Below are 17,257 nucleotides of genomic sequence, written 5' to 3'. Positions count from 1 at the left end.
TTTTGTTATAATATACTGAATAGTTTTATAAGGATGAAAAAATGAATTTAGAAGAATTAAAGAAACGACAAGAGAAGATTCGGAACTTCTCCATTATCGCCCATATTGACCACGGAAAGTCAACCTTGGCGGACCGAATCTTAGAAAAAACCGAGACCGTTTCTAGTCGGGAAATGCAAGCCCAACTTTTGGACAGCATGGATTTGGAACGGGAACGTGGGATTACCATTAAGCTTAATGCCATCGAGTTGAATTACACGGCTAAAGATGGGGAAACCTACATCTTCCACTTGATTGACACACCGGGACACGTGGACTTTACTTATGAGGTTTCTCGTTCGCTGGCTGCCTGTGAGGGAGCCATTCTCGTAGTGGATGCGGCTCAAGGGATTGAAGCTCAGACCCTAGCAAATGTTTACCTGGCTTTGGATAACGATTTGGAAATCCTGCCAGTTATCAATAAAATCGATTTGCCAGCTGCCGATCCAGAACGGGTGCGCACAGAAGTAGAAGATGTCATTGGTCTGGATGCTAGTGAGGCAGTCCTAGCTTCTGCCAAGGCTGGTATCGGGATTGAAGAGATTTTGGAACAAATCGTCGAGAAAGTTCCAGCTCCTACTGGGGATGTTGCTGCTCCATTGCAAGCCTTGATCTTTGACTCAGTATACGACCCCTATCGTGGAGTTATCCTTCAAGTTCGGGTGGTCAATGGTATGGTGAAGCCTGGCGACACCATCCAGTTGATGAGCAATGGTAAGACCTTTGACGTGACTGAGGTAGGGATCTTTACTCCTAAAGCAGTTGGTCGTGATTTCCTTGCGACAGGAGATGTTGGTTATATTGCAGCCTCTATCAAGACTGTTGCAGACACCCGTGTCGGGGATACGGTGACCCTAGCGACCAATCCAGCAAGTGAGCCCCTTCATGGTTACAAGCAAATGAACCCAATGGTCTTTGCCGGTCTTTACCCAATCGAATCTAACAAATACAATGATCTTCGTGAAGCATTGGAAAAATTGCAATTGAATGACGCCAGTCTTCAATTTGAGCCGGAAACATCTCAAGCCCTTGGTTTTGGTTTCCGTTGTGGTTTCTTGGGTCTCCTTCATATGGACGTTATCCAGGAACGCTTGGAGCGCGAGTTCAATATTGACTTGATCATGACAGCGCCGTCTGTAATCTATAAGGTCAATTTGACAGACGGAGAAGTGCTAGATGTGTCCAACCCGTCTGAGTTCCCAGATCCAACCAAGATTGCTTCAATCGAAGAACCTTATGTCAAAGCGCAAATCATGGTGCCACAAGAGTTTGTTGGAGCTGTCATGGAATTGGCCCAACGCAAACGTGGGGACTTTGTAACCATGGACTACATCGATGAAAATCGGGTTAATGTCATCTATCAAATCCCACTAGCGGAAATTGTCTTTGATTTCTTTGATAAATTGAAATCTTCTACGCGTGGCTATGCAAGCTTTGACTATGAGTTGTCTGAATACCGTCCATCTAAATTGGTTAAAATGGATATCCTTCTCAATGGCGATACTGTCGATGCTCTCAGCTTTATCGTTCACAAGGACTTTGCCTACGAACGTGGTAAATTGATCGTTGAGAAGCTCAAAAAGATTATCCCTCGTCAACAGTTTGAAGTGCCTATCCAAGCAGCCATCGGTCATAAAATCGTGGCCCGTACAGATATCAAGGCTCTTCGTAAGAATGTCTTGGCCAAGTGTTATGGTGGGGACGTCTCACGGAAACGCAAGCTTCTTGAAAAGCAAAAAGCTGGTAAGAAACGGATGAAAGCGATTGGATCTGTAGAAGTACCACAGGAAGCCTTCTTGTCAGTTCTGTCAATGGATGAGGAGTAAGCTTCTCTTTGAAATATTCGAACAAACCAAACGTCCCGCTAGGGGCGTTTTTGTATCGGACTAGACAAATAGCGCTTTCAAAACTTCATTGAACGTGATACACTAGAGGTATCAAAACCCATCACAAAGGAGAGGAAAGATGAAAAATAAGTTCCTACTAGCGACCGTCTCGGTCTTATCAGCTGTTGCCCTTGTAGCTTGTAGCACACCTAAAAATGAGTCTAGAAAACCATTGTCATCTGAATCTAGTTCCACTGAGGTGGTAAAAAAGAGCAAAAAATCCTCTAGTAAAAAGACTTCTAGCAAGGTGGAGTCAAAATCATCGGATAATACCAAGAGTTCTGTCGAAACCAAACGGGTTGGTTCTGCAGATTATGGTTATATCGATATCCCAAGCAAGTGGATTAAATTTACAGATATAGATGGTGGAGACAGCATTCAATTTACAGATGGAAGTGCCTACAATATCGTTACCATGAACGGGTATACTAAAGAGAAAGCAAATGTCGGTGAAGGGGAAGTCTTCAACGCAGAGTTGATTGCGAACCGAATTGCTTACTATTGGAATGACAATAAAGAAGTAGAGAAAATGTGGGGAGCGAAGACCACTGTCTCAGGGAATGAAGCCTTGCAGCTCAATATTATCCTTAAATCTGGACAGTACCTCATTACTTGGGTCTTCCAAAAGAATGATAAGGTATACTTGATGTCTTTTGAAGGGGATCCAGAAACCTTGGCTCAATTTATTCCTTACATTGAGGAAACTTGGAGTTTGGATGAGAAAGGTCCAAATGCCTAATGCATTCGTGAGGAAGTTGCTTTCATTTTCACCAATTTTCAATTGCTGATAGATGAAATTTGAGAAGCTGTGATAAAGCACAGCATCTTGTAATAATCAACTTCTTATAGCCTGGTTAGCAAAGAATCTCTCAGGTTGTATATCCTTAAGAAAGCAGGGACTAATTCAAACAGTTCATCAGTTTGAATTAGTTCTTTTTTTTTTGGTCAGAAATTTAAATGGTCCTTTTAAAATAGAGTATAAGATGTTAGACTAGTGTATATAATCTATCATAGAGGAGAGAAAGATGAAAAATAAGTTCCTACTAGCGTCAGTTATGTTTTTGTCTGTTATTAGTCTTTCTGCTTGTACCAGTCCAAAGAAAGAGTCCAGTAAATCATCGGCAGCGTCTAGCTCCAAGAATGTGGTGAAAGAAGCAACAAAGTCAAGTAGCAAGGTAAAGGAAGAACTATCAGATAATAGTGAGAGTCTCGCAGAAACGAAACGAATTGGATCAGCAGATTTTGGGTATGTCAATATTCCAAGTGATTGGGTAAAATATACAAATGAAGAAGGTGGAGATAATATCCAGTACTCAGATAAAAGCGTGGATAATGCGATTATTTTGAACGCTACTACTAGAGAAAGAGCGGGTGTCGCTGAGGAGGAAGACTTTAATGAAGTGATGTCTCAAAGATTTGAGAATGACTTGAACGAAATAAATAAAGTAGTAAAATCGTGGAGATCTACTAGCAAAGTTGGAGGAAATGTAGCCACCCAATTAAACATGATTCTTAAGTCGGGTCGACATGTTACTTGCTGGTTTTTTCAATTAGATGGGAAGATGCATTACATTGCCTGTCTTGGAGATGAAAAAACATTAGCTCGATTAACCTCCTATGTAGAAAACACTTGGAGCCTTGATGGAACAGGTGCCGTGACGGATTAATGAAGTGAGATAGATCTCTGGATCTATCTTTTTTCACAGTCTTTGTGGTATAATCTTTCTATTGTTTAGAAGAGGAAATAGAGGATGACTCGAGAAATTGACTTAGAAAAATACCATCAGTTAGCGCTCCAGAAACAAAAGGAGCACCGCAAGGTATTGGCGAATCTGAAAAAGAAGCCTCCTAAAAATCTAGATAAAATAGCCCAAGAGATTCACGATGAAGTCTTTCAAGAAATTGATTGTACCGCCTGCGCCAACTGCTGTAAGACCCTAGGACCCGATTTTAAGGAAGCGGATATCACGCGCATCGCCAAGTATTTCAAAATGAAGCTTCCTGCTTTTGAGGCTGAATTTCTTCAAGTCGATGAAGATGGAGACAAGGTTTTTAAATCCATGCCTTGCCCTTTCTTGGGAGGTGATAATCTCTGCTCCATCTATGATGTGCGTCCGAAAGCCTGTCGAGAATTCCCTCATACAGACCGCAAGAAAATCTATCAGATCAACCATCTGACCATCAAGAATACCCTCACTTGCCCGGCAGCCTATTTATTTGTAGAAAAATTGAAGGATCGTTTGTAATGACATATACATTTTTACTTTTTGATTTGGACCATACCTTATTGGATTTTGATACAGCGGAGGAAGTGGCCTTAACGCAATTCCTCCAAGATCAGGGGGTTCAAGATATCCAAGCCTTTAAAGATTACTACAAACCCATGAACCAAGGCCTCTGGAAAGATTTGGAGCAAAAGAAGATTAGCAAGAAAGACTTGATTAACAGCCGGTTTGCCATTGCCTTTGCCCATTTTGGTAGAGATGTAGATGGTGAAGAAATGGCTCTCCGTTACCAGGACTACATTAGTCAACAGGGACAGACTTTTGCAGGAGCAGAAGACTTGTTAACTAAGCTAGTAGAAAGAGGTTACCAGCTCTATGGTGCTACCAACGGCGTTACTGCTATTCAGCAAGGGCGCTTGAAGCAGTCAGCCATCACACCTTATTTCAAAGAAATCTTCATCTCTGAACAATTAGGAACTCAAAAACCGGAAGTGGCCTTTTACGAAAAAATTGGGAACCTAATCCCAGGATTTGCTAAGGAACAAGCTCTCATGATTGGGGATTCTTTGACGGCGGACATCGCTGGAGGCAATGCTGCGGGGATTGATACCGTCTGGTACAATCCGAATCATAAAGAAAATACCAGTCCAGCAGTGCCGACTTATGAAGTGGATTCTTATGAGGCGTTATTGGCTCTCTTGCGAAAAGATTAGCCTAGTACTGATACCAGTTGTTTTCAGTTAGAGGTGAAATGGAATTGACCTGAAAAGAAGGAGATGTAAACGGGGTTAAATGATTAGAAGAAATTTATTTTTTCAATTTCTTATTCAACTAGCTTATATCCTCCTATTAGCTGGTGCAGCTTTCTATTTGTTATGCTTATTGAATGGGATGGATTGGGACCAAGCTACTGTTCAGGAAAGAAAAGGGTTTCGAGCGTGGATAATGCTAGGCTGCACGGTTTCTTTCATTCTCATTCGGCAAGTATTCGAATTTGTTCGTCTGATTTGTAAAACAAGCAGAAAAGGCAGAGAGTTTTCACAGCAATGGAACGAATCAATCTCTTTGCTGGAGATAGAGAAGGAAGCAACATTTAGTGAACCGAGGTTGAAGTTACTAGTATATAAGGGTTATTTGATAACCTATCGCTCTTGTTTCGACTATCTGAGAATAGATGAGGACATTTGGAAAATCCAACTTCAGAAATTTCAAAAGTATAGTTATAGTAGGTACTCTGGTAGAAACAAATCACTTCTTCCTCCTAAGTATTTTCTTGTGTTAAGGGATTTTGACTACAAGGAATACTATCTCGCTATCAGCTATCAGAAAGAGGAGTGGCATCATTTTTGGACCTATCTGATGAAGCAATATCCCCGGATTGAATGTAGCGGTGATGTGGAGGAGCATCAAATATAAGCATCTCTTTAACAACCTGAATAAGCTTTGTTCAAATTTCATTCCATTACAAACTAGCTCTCGGGCTAGTTTTTTGTTATCATGGAGGAATGAATAAATTAAAACAAATAAAGGGTAGGATCAAGAAATGGATCGGCTACCTGATTCGTGCATACTTCATAGGGGGCGCTCTCTTGATTTGTTTTCTTTTTTATTTTAGTAATCAAGAAGAAAAAGAAATCCAACAGCAAATTTCTGGCTTTTATCAGGAAGCGGGATTTAAAGGAGACCTAAGTTTTAAAGCAGCAAAACTCCATGGGATGTCGACCGAATATGCCTACAGCTATCAAGAAAGGGTTGAGGGAAAGACGGTCCAGTTTGACTTTCCCGATGCGACTCATCTATCAAAAGAAGAAACTAGGAAAAACTATGACACGGCAGGAGAACTGGCTCAACATTACAACAGTTGGTTAGTAGCCCCGTTTTTTGAAAGAGCCTTTACGGAATCTCAAGGATTTCAACAATTAAAGCAAGAGATAAAAAAGCGATTTCATCAACAAGGCCTCGAGGTAAGCGAGGTTCGTCTTCAGTTACCAAACCAAAATCCCGATTTTGAAGATCAATTGGCAAGAGACTTACTAGCTGCTGAAAAAATAGGAGAAACAGATCTTCGAGGGATTCTGACCTTGGATTATGCTACCTACCGCCAAATTAAGGGGTTTTCCTTTACCGTTACGGTAACTTCCCTCGCCAAAGAATTTGAAGGGAAGCACTTGGATGTATCCGGTCTTCCTTCTGGGAACTATGTGATTGAATCGGATTCCAAAGATGAAGGATCTTATTACTTTGAGATCAATTAAAAAATTTTTAATAGTGTCAAGTTTTTTTCTTGACAGGTCTATAAAATGTGTTATAATAGATCATGTGCTAAATAGCTTGTCTATTTCACCGAAAATTAAAATATAGAAAAGAGACTTATAAAAATGGCAGTTAAAATTCGTTTGACTCGTATGGGTTCTAAGAAAAAACCTTACTACCGTATCAACGTAGCAGATTCACGTTCACCACGTGATGGACGTTTCATCGAAACAGTTGGAACTTACAATCCACTTGTTGAAGAAAACCAAGTTACTTTGAAAGAAGACCGAGTTCTTGCATGGTTGGCTGATGGAGCTCAACCTTCAGATACAGTTCGCAACATCCTTTCAAAAGAAGGTGTCTTGAAGAAATTCCACGATTCTAAATTCTCAAAATAATCAAAAAGTAGGTTGATGTATGGATACGATTGAAAATCTTATTATTGCAATTGTGAAACCTTTGATTTCACAACCGGATGCCTTAACCATCAAGATCGAAGATACTCCTGAATTCTTGGAGTACCACCTTGACCTTGATCCTAGCGATGTTGGTCGAGTGATCGGTCGGAAAGGTCGCACCATTTCTGCGATAAGAACGATTGTCTACTCTGTCCCAACTGAAGATAAAAAAGTAAGAATCGTTATTGACGAAAAATAAAAGGCGGGACTCTGTCCCGTTTTTTTGTTGCAAGGAGAAGGAATGAGAGATTTAACAGTTAGACAACTAGAGGAATACTTACTTGATCATTATCAACAATCTAGAACAGAAGAAGGACTTTTTATCAAACTAGTGGAAGAAGTTGGAGAAGTCGCTGAGGTTTTAAATGGACGTTCAGGTAGAAAAGAAGGTGTCCAAGATTCAAACGAGGTATTGGCAAAGGAGTTGGCAGATATCATTCATTACACAGTGGCAATTGCAGCTATCAACCATATCGACCTAACGAAGGCCATTTTTGAAAAAGACAAGAAGGCAGCCATCAAGTATCAGCATGAACAAGATTTGGAAGGCTTTTTAGCAAGAAAGTCCATTTGAGAAAATCTATTGAACGTGATAAAATAAAACCTAAGAATGTTAAGTGAATTGTTGTTTAGAAGGAGTTATTTTGATATGAACCGATTTGAAGTAACTACAAAGATTGGTTGTCTCTCTGTTACTTATAAAAAGGGAAATAAAATACTAGTTTGTTTAAATGGTGCTGGTTTGATACCAAGTTATGAAAATTTCCTACCAATCCTTGAAAAACTTCCTTCCTCAATAGGTTACTTAACGATTGATTTTCCGAATACAGGCAGGAGTCCGATTCATAGTCAAACAGGAATTAATTTGGACAATCTTGTTGAAGCAGTATTCGAAATCCTGAAAGGGTTGGAAATTTCCGATTATATACTTTGTGTTCATAGTTTAAGTGGTGTTTTGGCTTTAAAGTTACTGAGTAAACCAATTAAGTGTCAAGCTTTGATAGCAATTGAACCAACAACAAAAAATATAATGTTTGCTGATTTTTCAAAAAATCCTTATCCAGAAATGGAAGAGCAAATGAGGATGATTGAAGAATGTGGTCCGGAAAATTATTTTAAGGGACTAACTCATGCAACATTTGAACCTGAAACTGATAGACTGATTTGGGAATTGATGGAAGAAAAGGGCTTAGAATTGGAAAAGCAAGTTCCTGGATTTCAGATATCAGTAAATATTACCGCTGAAGATTTTGATAGTTTGACCTTAGCAGATAATATTCCTGTTTTCGTATTTTGTCAGGCGTACAGAGAAAAAGAGTACAGAGATTCAGAATATTGGAATTCAAATACGAAACTCATTCTAGGTGGAAACCACCACTATCTACACTGGTCAGAATCGGAAAAAATTGCAACTCTTATTAGAGAACTGTAAAGATAAATTAATTAAAAGAGGAATGTAGTGAAATCATGAATTACTTTAATGTTGGGAAAATAGTCAATACCCAAGGCTTACAAGGAGAAATGCGGGTCTTGTCTGTGACAGACTTTGCGGAAGAGCGCTTTAAAAAAGGAGCAGAGTTGGCTCTCTTTGATGAGAAGGATCAGTTCGTCCAAACAGTGACCATTGCTAGCCACCGTAAGCACAAGAACTTCGACATCATCAAGTTTAAGGATATGTATCATATCAATGCCATCGAAAAATTCAAGGGCTTTAGCCTCAAGGTTGCGGAAGAAGACTTGACGGATTTGGATGAGGGCGAGTTTTATTACCATGAGATCATCGGCCTTGATGTTTATGAAAATGACCAACTAATCGGTCAGATCAAGGAAATCCTGCAACCAGGTGCTAATGATGTCTGGGTAGTCAAACGCAAAGGCAAACGCGACCTTCTCTTGCCTTATATCCCACCAGTGGTGCTCAATATAGATATCCCGGGTAATCGGGTCGATGTGGACATCTTAGAAGGGTTAGACGATGAAGATTGATATTTTAACCCTCTTTCCAGAGATGTTTTCGCCTTTGGAGCACTCGATCGTCGGCAAAGCGCGTGAGAAAGGCCTATTAGAGATCAACTACCATAATTTCCGTGAATATGCGGAGAAGGCGCGCCATGTGGACGATGAACCTTATGGTGGCGGCCAAGGGATGCTTCTACGAGCGCAGCCGATCTTTGATGCCTATGATGCCATTGAGAAGAAGAATCCGCGCGTGATCTTACTGGACCCTGCTGGTCGGACTTTTGACCAAGCCTATGCTGAAGAATTAGCTCAGGAAGATGAATTGATTTTTATCTGTGGTCACTATGAAGGCTACGATGAACGGATAAAGACCTTGGTGACAGATGAGATTTCTCTGGGAGATTATGTTCTGACGGGCGGTGAGCTAGCAGCCATGACCATGATTGATGCGACAGTCCGCTTGATTCCAGAGGTGATTGGAAAAGAGTCCAGCCACCAGGATGATAGTTTTTCGTCTGGTCTCTTAGAGTATCCTCAATACACACGGCCTTATGAATACCGAGGGATGACGGTTCCAGATGTCCTCATGAGTGGTCACCATGAAAATATCCGTCAATGGCGTCTTTACCAGAGTTTGAAAAAGACCTTGGAGCGTCGCCCTGATCTGCTAGAAAACTATGAATTGACAGCAGAAGAAGAGAAGATGTTGGAGCAAATTAAACAAGAAGACTAACAGCGACAGCTGTTTTTCTTTTGCCCTAAAATTAGAAAAAATCTTTCCCATCCTACTAGTTATTGGTAACAAAATGTGGTATTCTTATGAAGAGAGAAGAGAAATGAAAAAGTTTTGGTGGGGATTGCAATGAGCAAAAAATTAGGAAAATCAGTCTTTACAACGGGTGTCGCTGCGACAACCCTCTTTTCAGCTTTGGCTGGGCATAAGGCGCAAGCAGAGGAAATCGCCCAGAAGAATGCTGGGGATCAGCCATCGCCTGATGTGACTGAAATGGATTCAAGTTTTATGGATATGAATATCTTAAATGAACAGTTGTTAAAAGCTGAAAAAAGAGTTGAAGATCAACGGTTACAATTGAACCAGGCTCAATCTGAATACAATGTAGCCAAGTCTGGTCTTGAAGCTGCTGAAGCTAACTTACAGAATACTGAAACAAGGATTCAAAACTCCAATCAAAGCACTATTGGCAAAACTGAAAATGAAGTTGCGGTTGCTAAAGCAGTTGTTACTTTAGAAGAAGACAAGGTACGCCAAGCAACAGAAGCCGATCGCCAAGTCCGTTCTGCCATCAAGAATCAAGAGAATAAAATCGCTGCCCAACAGTTACTCGTTGATATCGCACGAAATGAATTGAGAAAAGCCAAACAACCCATCCAGAATGATGAGACAGTATTAGCCAACGCACAGCAAAAAGAGGAGCAGGCGCAAAACGAATTAAAAATAGCTCAAGCATTAGTAGTTAATCTGACAGAAACTCATGCCAATGTGCCTCAGGTCTTAAAGCAGGTTTCCAGTGAGATTGCTGGCGCACAGGAGAAAATTGAGCGACTAGCCCATCAAATCTCCCTAAAAGAAGTGGAGTTAGAACAGGTCCGTGAAGCGGCAATGCTAAGTCCCATCAATCTTCAACAGGCAAGCTATGAGATCTTACTTCAAGAGTGGGCCAAAGCAGGTGACCATGATGCTGTCGAAGCCTTGTCTCTTTATAGCCGTAGGAGTGAAGAGGAGCAACTGGCAGGTGGAAAGGTCACTAGATTAGATAACGTCTTAAAAGCGTTAGAAATCGTAGATACGATTAATCAGTACCGTCGCCAGGCTGGTTTAGAGGAGCTCTTGGTAGATCCTTATCAATTGCCTGCTAGTCAACTTCAAACAGAGTATTATGTTAACCATCGAAAAGGCTTGTCCAGTTACCAAGAGAATGAGAATGTTGCCTGGGGCTATCGACCTAGAGAAGCGGTTGCCTTCTGGTATAGTGAAAAAGACCACTATCGTCAATTAGCCAAGCAATTCAATTTACCGACGGATGAAAGTCAGCTAAATCCTAGTCAAATCTCCAGAAAAGTGGGACCGGAGCTATTTGCTAAGGTTGGCCACTATATCCACATGATGGGGAATCAATACAAGGCTATTTCAGTTGCCTATGCTCCAGATTTAGAAGTATCTCAAGCAGCTTTCTTTGAAGAAGGAGGCCCGCTTTATACCAGTGAAGAACTGACCAAGTGGATGAGAAAAGTTGCCAATGCAAGGACAACAAAAGCGGATGTGAAGGCTGTAAAAAATACATTGGAGAGACTAAAGGTCGAAAAGATTAACCAAGAGTCTCGTATCAATATCCTTTCTGGGCATTTATTCGATGTCAAGAATTCTCTTGCAAGTCATGAGCAACTATTGGCGCGTGCTCAACGTAACCTAGCTTCAGCAATGAAGAAATGGCAGGCTGCGTCGATAGAAGTCAAGGAAGCGGAAAACTCACTGGCAGTATCACGGGCTCGGATACAAGGTAGTATTAGCCCGAAAGAAGAAGCCTTGAAAAATGTTGCTCTAGCATTAGAAGAAGATAAAAAGCAATTAGAAGCTTTACAGAATGTAGCAAAAGAGACTGCATCTAAGCTTGAAGGAGCACATGCCCAACTTCAAATCGCTCAAAAACAATTAACGCAAGCTAAAGGTCATCTGAAACTGTTTACCAATTCATCTGAACTGCTAGTTGATGCCCAAGCCTTGGTGGCTTCCGCAAAAACTGAACTTGAAGAGAAAAAAGTAGAATTTGAAACAGCTTTTGCAAGTTTTATGGCTTATCAAAAGGAAGCTAGTGAGTTCAGAAGTCGGATAGAGAAAATTCAGTCAAATGAGGATGGAAACCAACCTGTAGTAGCAGGAGGGGAAGAAGTTACTGATCAGGCCCAAGTTTCGTTACTGGCTTCTACTAAATCAGAATATCACTTGCAAGACGAAGCTAACCTTGAGAAAGCTACTGGAAAAGACGAACACAAAAGTAAAAAGGGATTATCCAAATGGTTCCGAGGGCTTGGTTTTAAAAAAGATGAATAGTTGTTAAAGTGAGAGTGGGACAGAAATCGGTAATTCGTTAGAATTCGATTTCGTCGTCCCACCTCCGCACAGTTGAGTAGGGCTGTAAAAGCTGATGAAATCAGCGTAGTAGAGCCCACTCAACCACTGCGTCTTGCTCGATAATTCAAAGACAATTGAGAGGCTAGGACTTTTGTCCCAGCCTCTTTTTTGTTCTGTCAGAAATTTGCTGCTGAGGGTTTTAGGAATTAATTCAAGCCTTAAGTAGCGATATGAAAAGAAAGAATAATGGACGATTTTAAAGAAATTGATAGAAAATGAAAGAAAATGATATTTAGTGCTTGACTTTGAAAGATAAGAGAGTATAATAGTCCTTGTAATCGTTTCCGAAAGGAGGTTATATGTTAAAATCTGAACGAAAACATATCATTTTAGAAAAGGTTATCAAAGAGCGAATCGTCTCTATTGAGGATTTGGTTCAAGAGTTAAACTCTTCAGAATCAACGGTTCGGCGCGATTTAGATGAACTAGAAGCTGAGAATAAACTAAGACGAATTCACGGTGGGGCAGAAAGTCTCCATTCCTTGCAAGAAGAAGAAAGCAATAAAGATAAAGCAATCAAAAACGTGCAAGAAAAATCTGCCATTGCAAAAAAAGCAGCAGAATTGATCAAAGATTTTGAAGTTGTCTTTATAGATGCAGGAACCACCAATGAATTGTTAGTCCATGAATTGGCCAATCCAACCGTTACAGTTGTGACCAATTCCATTCACCATGCAGCGAGTTTAGTGGAGAGAGATATTCCGACGGTCATCATCGGAGGGATGGTTAAAACATCGACTGACGCTAGCATCGGAGGGATGGCCTTGAATCAAATCGGTCAGTTAAGTTTCGATCGAGCTTTTATTGGGATGAATGGCGTCGACCTAGAGTCGTACAGCACTCCGGATCTTGAAGAGGGGGCAGTCAAACGGGCCATTTTAGAGAATGCAAAGAATACTTACATTCTTCTAGACTCGTCAAAACTTGGGCGGACATCTTTTGTTAAGGTAGCTCCGGTGAAGAGAGCAACCATCATTACCAATGCTTCAGATACGGAAATCCTTTCTAAATTAAAAGAAAAAACGGAGGTTATTGAGGTTTGATTTATACAGTTACATTAAATCCAGCGATTGATTACATCGTCCGTCTCGATCATGTAGAGACAGGGGCGGTCAATCGGATGGCTTCGGAAGATAAATTCGCCGGTGGTAAGGGAATCAATGTCAGTCGTGTCTTAAAGCGTCTCGATATCGAGAACACAGCGACTGGATTTATAGGTGGTTTCACAGGACGCTTCATTGAAGACGTACTGACCAGCGAAGCCATTTCAACCAACTTTGTGACAGTGGACCAAGATACACGGATCAATGTCAAGATCAAAGCTGATGAGGAAACAGAGATCAATGGGAATGGCCCAGAAGTCACGGAAGCTCAGTTGCAAGAATTGCTCAGCATCTTATCGAGGTTAACAGCAGATGATGTGGTAGTCTTTGCAGGATCTGCCCCATCTTCACTTGGGAATGCTGTTTACAAACAATTGATCGCAGCAACTCGTGCGACAGGTGCGCAAGTCGTTTGTGACTTTGAAGGGCAAACCTTAATTGATTCCTTGGAGTTCAATCCCCAATTGGTCAAACCAAACAACCATGAATTGGGAGCTATTTTTGGAGTCACCTTGACGGAATTGCCAGAAATTGAACGCTACGCCAAGGAAATCTTGGCAAAAGGAGCACAAAACGTCATTATTTCCATGGCGTGTGATGGAGCTCTTCTTGTCAGTCCAAGTGGTACCTACTTCGCAAAACCCATCAAAGGGCAAGTGAAGAACTCTGTCGGGGCTGGCGATTCCATGGTAGCAGGTTTCACTGGGAAACTCGCAACAACAGGAGATGTCATCGAAGCCTTCAAATGGGGTGTGGCTTGTGGAACAGCGACCACCTTCTCAGATGACTTGGCGACAGCTGACTATATTAAAGAAACTTATGAAAAAGTAGAGGTAGAAAAACTATGAAAATTCAAGACGTTTTAAATAAAAACGTGATGTTGTTTGATCTTCAAGCAACAGACAAAGAGGGCGTGATCAATGAGATGGTCCAATCGCTCGTCGACAATGGTGTGGTGACAGATTTTGAGACCTTCAAGGCTGGCATCCTGAACCGTGAAGCACAAACTTCAACTGGTTTGGGTGACGGGATTGCTATGCCTCACAGCAAAAATGAAGCTGTTAAAGAAGCAACGGTCTTGTTTGCAAAATCAAACAAGGGTGTGGACTATGCATCACTTGATGGACAACCAACAGACTTGTTCTTCATGATCGCCGCACCAGAAGGAGCAAATGACACTCACTTGGCAGCCCTTGCTGAATTGTCTAAGTACTTGATGAAACCAGGATTTGCGGACAAACTTCGACAAGCAAGCACTCCTGATCAAGTGATCGCAGCCTTTGATGCAGAAGAGCAAGAAGCTGCGGCTGAAGAAGCGAAAAAAGCAGAAGCAGTCAAAGAAGCAGCTTCATCTGACAAACCGCTCATCGTTGCCGTTACAGCATGTACAACAGGTATCGCCCACACTTACATGGCAGAAGAAGCCCTCATCAAAAAAGGGGAAGAAATGGGTGTTACGGTCCGTGTTGAAACCAACGGTGCATCTGGTGTCGGCAACCGCTTGACAGCTGAAGAAATCGCAAAAGCTGAAGGGGTCATCATTGCTGCAGATAAGGCAGTTGAAACCGCTCGTTTCGATGGCAAAAAATTGATCTCTAAACCAGTCGCAGCTGGTATCCGTCAGACAGAAGAATTGATCCAAACCATCTTGGATGGCAAAGCAGAAGTCTTCCACGCTGAAAATGCTGCACAAGCTAGCGCTAGCCAAGAAAAATTAAGCTTGGGTGGAGCCTTCTACAAACACTTGATGAGTGGGGTTTCTCAAATGCTTCCATTCGTTATCGGTGGTGGTATCTTGATTGCCCTTGCCTTCTTGATTGACCAAATTCTTGGGGTGCCTCAAGATCAATTGTCTCAACTTGGTTCATACCATGAATTAGCAGCTCAATTCAAAACAATCGGTGGTGCGGCCTTTGGCTTCATGCTTCCTGTACTTGCAGGTTACATCGGATTCTCAATCGCTGAAAAACCTGGTTTTGTAGCAGGGTTTATCGCTGGATCCATTGCTAGTTCAGGATCAGCATTTGGAAATATCGCCTACGGCGCTGCTAAAGGTGAGTTGCCAGGTGCAGTATCATCTGGTTTCCTTGGTGCCTTAGTTGGTGGTTTCTTAGCAGGTGGAGTGATTCTTGTTCTTCGTAAAGCTCTAGCAGGACTTCCACGCTCTCTTGATGGTATCCGTTCAATCCTTCTCTTGCCATTACTTGGTGTTGGTTTGACAGGCTTCTTGATGTTCCTCATCAATATTCCAATGGCTGCTATCAATACTGGTCTTAACAACTTCCTTTCAAGCTTGTCAGGTAGCTCAGCTGTCCTTCTTGGACTTCTCGTCGGCGGTATGATGGCTGTCGATATGGGTGGACCAGTGAACAAAGCCGCTTATGTCTTCGCTACAGGTACACTTGCTGAATCTGTTGCTTCAGGTGGTTCTATTGTTATGGCAGCCGTTATGGCGGCTGGTATGGTTCCTCCGTTGGCAGTATTCGTAGCAACTGTATTGTTTAAAGATAAATTCACACAAGAAGAACGCGATTCAGGTTTGACAAACATCGTTATGGGTCTTTCCTTCATCACAGAAGGTGCCATTCCATTCGGTGCAGCTGACCCTGCTCGTGCTATTCCAAGCTTCATCGCAGGTTCAGCCTTGACAGGTGCCCTTGTTGGTCTTGCAGGCTTGAAACTGATGGCTCCTCACGGAGGAATCTTCGTTATCGCCCTTACTTCAAATCCACTTCTTTACATCTTGTTCGTATTGATCGGTGCGGTCGTAAGTGGTATCTTATTCGGATTGCTTCGCAAACCAAAAAACTAAACATGACTAAAAGGTTGGGATTTCCCCAGCCTTTTTCTCTTTCTTTGATAGAAAACAGTGTGAAAAGACATGGTTCTGCAATAGAATCTTGTTTTAATTTATGGTATAATTTTCGTAACGCTTATTTTTAGGAGAACAAGTATGGATATCCAACGTGAAAAAGAATTCGTCAGCCAGTATCATTATGATGCTCGTAACTTTGAATGGGAAAAAGAAAACGGAACTCCCGAGACAAAAGTAGACGTCAACTTTCAATTGATTCAACGCGATACAGAGTTGAAGACAACCTCTTTAATCGTTATTTTGACCTATATGATTGTTTTTGATGGCTTTGTCATCAGCGGGACCATTACCCAAATCAACCACATTCACAATCGTTTGGTCAGCGAGCCAAGCGAATTCAGCAAAGAAGAAGTGGAAGAACTAGCTCGTCCTTGCTTGAATATGCTGAATCGTTTGACCTATGAGGTAACTGAAATCGCCCTTGATTTACCAGGGATTAATTTGGAGTTTTAATGCATGAAATTAGCAGTCATCACAGATTCTTCTGCCTATCTATCAGATGAATCAAGAGGACACGATAATTTATTTGTCCTAGATATTCCAGTTGTCATTGATGGAGTATCTTATGTAGAAGGTAAAAACCTGACAGCAGAAGAGTTCTATCAAAAGATGGAAGCTTCTTCTGAACTTCCGAAAACGAGCCAACCTAGTATCGCGGAATTAGAAGAACTCTTACCGCAACTAGAGGCTAAAGGCTATACCCATGTTTTAGGGATTTTCCTTTCTTCTGGTATTTCTGGTTTCTATCAGAATATCCAGTATATGAAAGATGAATTCCCAAATCTTACGATAGCTTTTCCAGATTCTAAGATTACCAGCGCCCCTCTTGGGTGGATGGCTGAAGAAGCAGTTAAATGGGCTGATGAAGGACGTTCTTTTGATGAAATTCTAGCCAACATCCAGACACAAATCGATGGGACTTCTGCCTACATCATGGTTGATGATCTCAATCACTTGGTCAAAGGGGGTCGTCTCTCCAATGGTGCGGCGATTCTAGGGAATCTCCTCAGTATCAAGCCCATCCTCTATTTTAACGAGGAAGGTGTGATTGAGGTATACGAGAAAGTCCGGACTGAGAAAAAAGCCATCAAACGCTTAGCTGAGATTGTCAAAGAAGAAACTGCGGATAAAGACTATCAGATCATTATCATCCATGGGAATGCACTGGATAAAGCAGAAACGCTTCGCGATATTCTTCATCAAGACGGTTTTGCTGGTGAGATTCCATTTGCGACCTTTGGCAGTGTCATTGGTACGCACTTAGGAAATCACAGTGTTGCTATCAGTTTTGTACCGAAAGTATAAGGA

The 17,257-nt window shown here is 41.6% G+C and carries 19 protein-coding genes; all 19 read left to right on the top strand.

Features of this window, described 5'->3' with window-relative positions; all coding sequences use genetic code 11:
- Positions 1 to 41: 41 nt before the first annotated feature.
- The 19 genes from lepA to ADH27_RS04680 all read left to right on the top strand — a co-directional run bounded on the left by lepA (position 42) and on the right by ADH27_RS04680 (position 17,254).
- Positions 42 to 1,865: a translation elongation factor 4 gene (lepA, locus tag ADH27_RS04770; RefSeq protein ID WP_048716124.1), complete on the top strand. Its 1,824-nt coding sequence runs from the start codon at positions 42 to 44 to the stop codon at positions 1,863 to 1,865.
- A gap of 139 nt (positions 1,866 to 2,004) precedes the next feature.
- A complete protein-coding gene (locus tag ADH27_RS04765) occupies positions 2,005 to 2,664 on the top strand; it encodes a hypothetical protein (RefSeq protein WP_048716122.1) in 660 nt (219 codons plus the stop codon).
- Between the two features lie 286 nt (positions 2,665 to 2,950).
- Entirely contained in the window at positions 2,951 to 3,592 is a 642-nt protein-coding gene (locus ADH27_RS04760) for a hypothetical protein (RefSeq protein ID WP_048716120.1), read from the top strand.
- Between the two features lie 84 nt (positions 3,593 to 3,676).
- Positions 3,677 to 4,171 carry a YkgJ family cysteine cluster protein gene (locus tag ADH27_RS04755; RefSeq protein WP_048716118.1) on the top strand — a complete coding sequence of 165 codons (495 nt, stop codon included), beginning with the start codon at positions 3,677 to 3,679 and terminating at the stop codon, positions 4,169 to 4,171.
- Positions 4,171 to 4,863 (top strand): YjjG family noncanonical pyrimidine nucleotidase, encoded by a 693-nt coding sequence (locus ADH27_RS04750; RefSeq protein ID WP_048716115.1) that lies wholly within the window; start codon positions 4,171 to 4,173, stop codon positions 4,861 to 4,863. Before ADH27_RS04755 ends, ADH27_RS04750 begins: the two co-directional genes overlap by 1 nt.
- 79 nt (positions 4,864 to 4,942) lie before the next feature.
- Positions 4,943 to 5,566, top strand: a complete 624-nt coding sequence (locus ADH27_RS04745) for a hypothetical protein (protein WP_048716113.1) — start codon at positions 4,943 to 4,945, stop codon at positions 5,564 to 5,566.
- Positions 5,567 to 5,655: 89 nt separating this feature from the next.
- Positions 5,656 to 6,405, top strand: a complete 750-nt coding sequence (locus ADH27_RS10410; protein ID WP_048716112.1) for a hypothetical protein — start codon at positions 5,656 to 5,658, stop codon at positions 6,403 to 6,405.
- Between the two features lie 123 nt (positions 6,406 to 6,528).
- The gene (gene rpsP / locus ADH27_RS04735) at positions 6,529 to 6,801 is read left to right on the top strand and encodes a 30S ribosomal protein S16 (RefSeq protein WP_006596292.1); all 273 of its coding nucleotides are present in this window, start codon (positions 6,529 to 6,531) and stop codon (positions 6,799 to 6,801) included.
- 19 nt (positions 6,802 to 6,820) lie between these two features.
- Positions 6,821 to 7,060, top strand: coding sequence for an RNA-binding protein KphA (gene kphA / locus ADH27_RS04730; protein WP_003001620.1), 240 nt, complete (start codon positions 6,821 to 6,823; stop codon positions 7,058 to 7,060).
- A 42-nt stretch (positions 7,061 to 7,102) separates the two neighbouring features.
- A complete protein-coding gene (locus tag ADH27_RS04725) occupies positions 7,103 to 7,435 on the top strand; it encodes a MazG nucleotide pyrophosphohydrolase domain-containing protein (protein ID WP_048716110.1) in 333 nt (110 codons plus the stop codon).
- A 75-nt stretch (positions 7,436 to 7,510) separates the two neighbouring features.
- Positions 7,511 to 8,293, top strand: a complete 783-nt coding sequence (locus ADH27_RS04720; RefSeq protein ID WP_048716108.1) for an alpha/beta fold hydrolase — start codon at positions 7,511 to 7,513, stop codon at positions 8,291 to 8,293.
- Positions 8,294 to 8,328: 35 nt separating this feature from the next.
- Complete coding sequence (gene rimM, locus ADH27_RS04715; RefSeq protein ID WP_023023341.1) at positions 8,329 to 8,847, top strand: ribosome maturation factor RimM; 519 nt, start codon at positions 8,329 to 8,331, stop codon at positions 8,845 to 8,847.
- The gene (gene trmD / locus ADH27_RS04710; RefSeq protein WP_048716106.1) at positions 8,837 to 9,553 is read left to right on the top strand and encodes a tRNA (guanosine(37)-N1)-methyltransferase TrmD; all 717 of its coding nucleotides are present in this window, start codon (positions 8,837 to 8,839) and stop codon (positions 9,551 to 9,553) included. Before rimM ends, trmD begins: the two co-directional genes overlap by 11 nt.
- Positions 9,554 to 9,682: 129 nt before the next feature.
- Positions 9,683 to 11,890, top strand: coding sequence for a CAP domain-containing protein (locus ADH27_RS04705; RefSeq protein ID WP_048716104.1), 2,208 nt, complete (start codon positions 9,683 to 9,685; stop codon positions 11,888 to 11,890).
- 380 nt (positions 11,891 to 12,270) lie between these two features.
- Positions 12,271 to 13,014, top strand: coding sequence for a DeoR/GlpR family DNA-binding transcription regulator (locus ADH27_RS04700; RefSeq protein WP_048716102.1), 744 nt, complete (start codon positions 12,271 to 12,273; stop codon positions 13,012 to 13,014).
- Positions 13,011 to 13,922, top strand: coding sequence for a 1-phosphofructokinase (pfkB, locus tag ADH27_RS04695; protein WP_048716100.1), 912 nt, complete (start codon positions 13,011 to 13,013; stop codon positions 13,920 to 13,922). The genes ADH27_RS04700 and pfkB overlap by 4 nt, the downstream gene beginning before the upstream one ends.
- Positions 13,919 to 15,886: a PTS fructose transporter subunit IIABC gene (locus ADH27_RS04690; RefSeq protein WP_048716098.1), complete on the top strand. Its 1,968-nt coding sequence runs from the start codon at positions 13,919 to 13,921 to the stop codon at positions 15,884 to 15,886. The genes pfkB and ADH27_RS04690 overlap by 4 nt, the downstream gene beginning before the upstream one ends.
- Positions 15,887 to 16,027: 141 nt before the next feature.
- Entirely contained in the window at positions 16,028 to 16,402 is a 375-nt protein-coding gene (locus tag ADH27_RS04685; RefSeq protein ID WP_006596301.1) for a DUF1149 family protein, read from the top strand.
- Between the two features lie 3 nt (positions 16,403 to 16,405).
- On the top strand, positions 16,406 to 17,254 hold the full coding sequence (locus ADH27_RS04680) for a DegV family protein (protein ID WP_048716096.1): 849 nt from the start codon (positions 16,406 to 16,408) through the stop codon (positions 17,252 to 17,254).
- Positions 17,255 to 17,257 lie beyond the last annotated feature (3 nt).

Source organism: Streptococcus sp. 343_SSPC (assembly GCF_001072385.1).
Classification (GTDB): domain Bacteria; phylum Bacillota; class Bacilli; order Lactobacillales; family Streptococcaceae; genus Streptococcus.
Note: the sequence above shows the minus strand (reverse complement) of the source record. Positions and strands in the feature narration are given on the sequence as shown.

Coding starts and splice junctions, on each gene's coding strand:
- rimM (WP_023023341.1), top strand. CDS start 8,329: ATGAATTACTTTAATGTTGGGAAAATAGTCAATACCCAAGGCTTACAA.
- ADH27_RS04690 (WP_048716098.1), top strand. CDS start 13,919: ATGAAAATTCAAGACGTTTTAAATAAAAACGTGATGTTGTTTGATCTT.
- ADH27_RS04760 (WP_048716120.1), top strand. CDS start 2,951: ATGAAAAATAAGTTCCTACTAGCGTCAGTTATGTTTTTGTCTGTTATT.
- ADH27_RS04750 (WP_048716115.1), top strand. CDS start 4,171: ATGACATATACATTTTTACTTTTTGATTTGGACCATACCTTATTGGAT.
- ADH27_RS04680 (WP_048716096.1), top strand. CDS start 16,406: ATGAAATTAGCAGTCATCACAGATTCTTCTGCCTATCTATCAGATGAA.
- ADH27_RS04700 (WP_048716102.1), top strand. CDS start 12,271: ATGTTAAAATCTGAACGAAAACATATCATTTTAGAAAAGGTTATCAAA.
- ADH27_RS04685 (WP_006596301.1), top strand. CDS start 16,028: ATGGATATCCAACGTGAAAAAGAATTCGTCAGCCAGTATCATTATGAT.
- ADH27_RS04705 (WP_048716104.1), top strand. CDS start 9,683: ATGAGCAAAAAATTAGGAAAATCAGTCTTTACAACGGGTGTCGCTGCG.
- ADH27_RS04720 (WP_048716108.1), top strand. CDS start 7,511: ATGAACCGATTTGAAGTAACTACAAAGATTGGTTGTCTCTCTGTTACT.
- ADH27_RS10410 (WP_048716112.1), top strand. CDS start 5,656: ATGAATAAATTAAAACAAATAAAGGGTAGGATCAAGAAATGGATCGGC.
- ADH27_RS04725 (WP_048716110.1), top strand. CDS start 7,103: ATGAGAGATTTAACAGTTAGACAACTAGAGGAATACTTACTTGATCAT.
- lepA (WP_048716124.1), top strand. CDS start 42: ATGAATTTAGAAGAATTAAAGAAACGACAAGAGAAGATTCGGAACTTC.
- trmD (WP_048716106.1), top strand. CDS start 8,837: ATGAAGATTGATATTTTAACCCTCTTTCCAGAGATGTTTTCGCCTTTG.
- kphA (WP_003001620.1), top strand. CDS start 6,821: ATGGATACGATTGAAAATCTTATTATTGCAATTGTGAAACCTTTGATT.
- rpsP (WP_006596292.1), top strand. CDS start 6,529: ATGGCAGTTAAAATTCGTTTGACTCGTATGGGTTCTAAGAAAAAACCT.
- ADH27_RS04765 (WP_048716122.1), top strand. CDS start 2,005: ATGAAAAATAAGTTCCTACTAGCGACCGTCTCGGTCTTATCAGCTGTT.
- ADH27_RS04745 (WP_048716113.1), top strand. CDS start 4,943: ATGATTAGAAGAAATTTATTTTTTCAATTTCTTATTCAACTAGCTTAT.
- ADH27_RS04755 (WP_048716118.1), top strand. CDS start 3,677: ATGACTCGAGAAATTGACTTAGAAAAATACCATCAGTTAGCGCTCCAG.